The sequence below is a fragment of the Azoarcus sp. L1K30 genome (genome assembly GCF_018122735.1).
Lineage (GTDB): Bacteria > Pseudomonadota > Gammaproteobacteria > Burkholderiales > Rhodocyclaceae > Parazoarcus.
Window position 1 is genome coordinate 1 of sequence record NZ_JAGRRD010000006.1, and the last position, 4385, is coordinate 4385.

The 4385-nt window shown below is 63.4% G+C and carries 4 protein-coding genes; all 4 read left to right on the forward strand.

The features are described from left to right. Positions 1–204: 204 nt before the first annotated feature. From J5J83_RS22845 to J5J83_RS22860, 4 genes are read left to right on the forward strand one after another with little or no spacing between them, the layout of a single operon-like run. On the forward strand, positions 205–1527 hold the full coding sequence (locus J5J83_RS22845; protein WP_212353719.1) for a UDP-glucose/GDP-mannose dehydrogenase family protein: 1323 nt from the start codon (positions 205–207) through the stop codon (positions 1525–1527). Between the two features lie 43 nt (positions 1528–1570). Beyond that, positions 1571–2641 carry a GDP-L-fucose synthase gene (locus J5J83_RS22850; RefSeq protein ID WP_212353723.1) on the forward strand — a complete coding sequence of 357 codons (1071 nt, stop codon included), beginning with the start codon at positions 1571–1573 and terminating at the stop codon, positions 2639–2641. Beyond that, the gene (locus tag J5J83_RS22855) at positions 2638–3117 is read left to right on the forward strand and encodes a GDP-mannose mannosyl hydrolase (RefSeq protein ID WP_212353727.1); all 480 of its coding nucleotides are present in this window, start codon (positions 2638–2640) and stop codon (positions 3115–3117) included. The genes J5J83_RS22850 and J5J83_RS22855 overlap by 4 nt, the downstream gene beginning before the upstream one ends. A gap of 32 nt (positions 3118–3149) precedes the next feature. Continuing rightward, a complete protein-coding gene (locus J5J83_RS22860; RefSeq protein WP_212353741.1) occupies positions 3150–4298 on the forward strand; it encodes a lipocalin family protein in 1149 nt (382 codons plus the stop codon). The last annotated feature ends 87 nt before the right edge of the window (positions 4299–4385 follow it).

Below are 4385 nucleotides of genomic sequence, written 5' to 3' on the forward strand. Positions count from 1 at the left end.
CGTTCAGGCGGCAGCGAGCGATGCTCGCCGAAACCCCGCCTTCACCCCCCTTGAAGGGGGAGGGATACGGTGCCCGCACTGACTTCATGCCCTCATTGACGCGCGAATACGGTAACGCTTCGCTATTCGAATGTGCTGGATTGGAATTTTGTCGTTTGGGGAACCAGGCGAACTCTGGGATTTAAACAGGCAATGGAGTAAGTGATGAAAGTCACGGTGATTGGTAGCGGCTATGTTGGTCTGGTGTCGGGCGCGTGCCTGGCGGATGTGGGCAACGATGTGCTTTGTCTGGATGTGGATCCGGCGAAGATCAAGATTCTGGAAGAGGGCGGCATTCCCATTCACGAGCCGGGGCTGCTCGAGATGGTCCGGCGCAATGTGGAAGCGGGGCGCCTGTCCTTCACCACGGATGTGGAGAAGGCCGCGAAGTTCGGGGTGATCCAGTTCATTGCGGTGGGCACGCCGCCGGACGAGGATGGCTCTGCCGACCTCAAGTACGTGCTGGCGGCGGCCAAGAACATCGGCACCTATATGGATGGTTACCGGGTGGTGGTGGATAAATCCACGGTGCCGGTGGGGACTGCCGACAAGGTGCGCGCGGTGCTGGCCGAGGCCATTGCGGCGCGGGGCGAGGCAATCGAGTTCAGCGTGGTGTCCAACCCGGAGTTTCTGAAAGAAGGCGCCGCGCTCGACGATTTCATGCGGCCTGATCGCATCGTGGTGGGTGCCGAGGATGAACAGGCGATTGCGCTGATGCGGCAGTTGTACGCGCCCTTCCAGCGCAACCACGACAAGCTGGTGTTCATGGATGTGCGTTCGGCCGAGCTGACCAAGTACGCGGCCAATGCGATGCTGGCGACGCGGATCAGCTTCATGAACGAGTTGGCCAATCTGGCGGAGACGCTGGGTGCCGATATCGAACTGGTGCGCCAGGGCATTGGCAGCGATCCGCGGATTGGCTGGCACTTTCTGTATGCCGGTTGCGGTTATGGCGGCTCGTGCTTTCCCAAGGATGTGAAAGCACTGATCAAGACCGCCAGCGAGCACGGCAATGAGCTGAAGGTGCTCGCAGCGGTCGAAGAGGCCAATGACGCGCAAAAGCATGTGCTGATCAAGAAGATCGTCGCGCGTTTCGGCGAGGATCTGAGCGGAAAGCGCTTTGCGATGTGGGGCCTGGCATTCAAGCCCAATACCGACGACATGCGCGATGCGCCGAGCCGCGTCATTGCGGCAGAGCTGTTCCGTCGTGGGGCGACGGTGAGTGCCTACGATCCGGTTGCCATGCAGGAAGCGGAGCGCATTTTTGGCGACGATGCACGCATCAGCTATGCGGGCCGGCCCAAGAGCGCGCTCGAAGGGGCGGATGCGCTGATCATCGTGACCGAGTGGAAGGAATTCCGCAGCCCCGATTTCGAACTCATCAAGACACGTTTGCGCCAACCGGTGATTTTTGACGGCCGCAATATGTACGACCCGGCGCTGGTGCGCGTGCAGGGCATCGAATATCACTGCATCGGCCGTCGCTGAGGTCGGGCGTTTTCAGAATTCCTGCTTTGGCGGAGGTTTGTTTATGGTTGCAATCGCAGAGGGCTCGGTCGTGAGCCGGGATGCAAAGATTTTCGTGGCGGGTCACCGCGGCATGGTGGGTTCGGCCATTGTGCGCAAACTGCAGGCGCTGGGTTACGACAATATCGTGACCCGCAACCGCGTTCAGCTCGACCTGCTCGACCAGCGCTCGGTGCTGGAATTCATGGCGGCGCAGGCGCCGGATTACGTATTCGTGGCGGCGGCCAAGGTGGGGGGCATTCTGGCCAACAACATCTATCGCGGCCAGTTTCTGTATGAAAACCTCACCATCCAGAACAACCTGATTCACGGCGCGCATCTGGCCGGTGTGCAGCGGCTGATGTTTCTGGGGTCGAGCTGCATCTACCCCAAGATGGCGCCACAGCCGATTACCGAGGACAGCCTGCTGACCGGTCTGCTCGAGCCCACCAACGAGCCCTATGCGATTGCCAAGATCGCGGGCATCAAGCTGTGCGACGCGTACAACGCCCAGTATGGGCACCAGTATGTGAGTGTGATGCCGACCAATCTGTACGGGCCCAACGACAGCTACGATCTGACCAACAGCCATGTGCTGCCGGCGCTGATTCGCAAGTTTCATCTGGCCAAGCTGGCGCTGGCCGGCGATGTGGCGGGGATTGCCGCCGACGAGACGCGCTACGGGCGTATTCCCGACGACATCGTGAGCAGCCTGGGGCTGGGCCGGGGCGGGGATGGCGGATTGGTGGCGGTGGGCGCGCCGACGGGCGTGTTGCTGTGGGGCACCGGTACGCCGATGCGCGAGTTTCTGTATGTGGATGATCTGGCCGCCGCGTGCGTTCATCTGATGCAGACCGGCTACGACGGTCCGCTGGTGAATATCGGCACGGGTGAGGACATCACCATACGTGAGCTGGCGCAGGTGGCAAGTGAGGTGGTGGGCTATCACGGCATGGTGAGCTTTGATGCGACCAAGCCCGACGGCACGCCGCGCAAGCTGCTGGACGTGAGCCGGTTGAAGTCGCTGGGCTACGTGGCGCAGACCTCGCTGGTCGAGGGCGTGAAGCTGGCCTATGCGGATTACCTGTCGCGATGAGCACGGGCGGGGTGGTGTTCGAGGCGTCGCGTTTCGTTGATCTGGTGGCGGCGATGCCGCTGGTGTCGGTGGATCTGGTGCTGGTGCGGGGCGGGGCAGAGGTCTTGCTCGGTCTGCGTAACAACCGTCCAGCGCAGGGTTTCTGGTTTGTGCCCGGCGGCCGCGTGCTCAAGGACGAGACCCGCGAACACGCGCTGGGCCGCGTGGCACAGCGCGAACTCGGGCTGGCCCTCGATGACCTGGATGTCCGCTTCGTCGGTGCCTACGAACACTTCTACCCCGACTGCTTTGCCGGCGACATTGGCGTGAGTACGCATTACGTGGTGCTGGCGCACCGCATCGATGTGCCCGCCGATTTCGAGGTGCAGCTCGGTGACGAGCAGCACGAGGCGCTGCGCTGGTGGCCGTTGTCGCTGGCGGCGCAGGATGAAGGCGTGCATGCCTACTCGCGCGCCTACCTGCTGCCGTCGCCGTGAGCGCGGGCGATCGCGACAGGCGGGGGGCGGCGATGGCGACGGATTCGCGACGCAAGGTTCGGTACAAACCGCAGCGCAGGCGCTGGAAGCGTTACATCGGGCCGGTGCTTGCGACCTTGGCGGTCGTGTTGGCCGTGGGGGCCTACGTGGTGCTGCTGGGTGGCGGGGGCGATGGAAATTCGCGGGCCCGCGCCGCAGAGGCGGTATCGCGCGTCGTCGAGCGCACGTCAGCATTGCGGCCGGTGCGCCTGCCTGAGGACAGCCGGCCGCATGCCAGGGCGACCGAGTGGTGGTACTACAACGGGCAACTCGCAGGGGCGGGCGGCGAGCGCTTTGCGTTTCATGTGTCGGTGTTCCTGCGCGATGGACTGGTGCGGCACACGGTGTTTCACGTATCGCTGACCGATCTGCGCACGGGCAAGCGCTACGAGCGTCAGCTTCGCACCGGCGGGGTGCCGACCGACCCGACGGTAGATGGCTTCGACTTCAAATACGAGGGGCTGCGTGTGCGCGGGCTCGGTGCCGATCACACGGTGTCGATTGCCGACAAGGACTTCACGCTGGCGCTGGATCTGACCGATGCGCGCGAGCCGGTACTGCACACCGCCAAGGGCTCGATGACACCGGGGCGGCTGGATTTCGGCGAGGCCGGCATGAGCTATTACTACTCGCGCCCCCGGCTTGCCGCCAGCGGCACGGTCGCGCTTGCCGGCGGCAAGGCGGTGGCGGTAAAGGGGGCGGTGTGGTTCGATCATCAATGGGGTGATTTCGAAGCCTCGCGCCTGGCGTGGAACTGGTTTGCGCTCCAGCTGGACGATGGTTCCGAGCTGATGGTCTACGAACTGTTCGATGCGGATGGCAAGCTTGCGGGCCTGCATGGCACGCGCTCGTCGCCGGGCAAAGTCAGGGCGCTGGGCCCCGCAGACATCGTGCTGACACCCCATGGCGCGTGGAAAAGCCCGCAGTCGGGCGTGCGCTACCCGGCGCAATGGACGATGAAGTTGGCCGAAGGCGAGCTGACGATTACGCCCTTGCGGATCGAAAGCGAGTTCAACGGCCTGGAAACCACCTTCAACCAGTATTGGGAAGGCGCCGTACGTGTGTCCGGGGCGCTCAGCGGTAGCGGCTTCCTGGAAATGAGCGGCTACGACCAGATCAAGGCGGTGCAGGCTGCTGAATGAGGGGGCGGGTAGGGGTGTGGTAATGAAGTCCGTTTTTTCTCCCTCCCCTTCAAGGGGGTGAAGGCGGGGTTTCGGCGAGCATCGCTC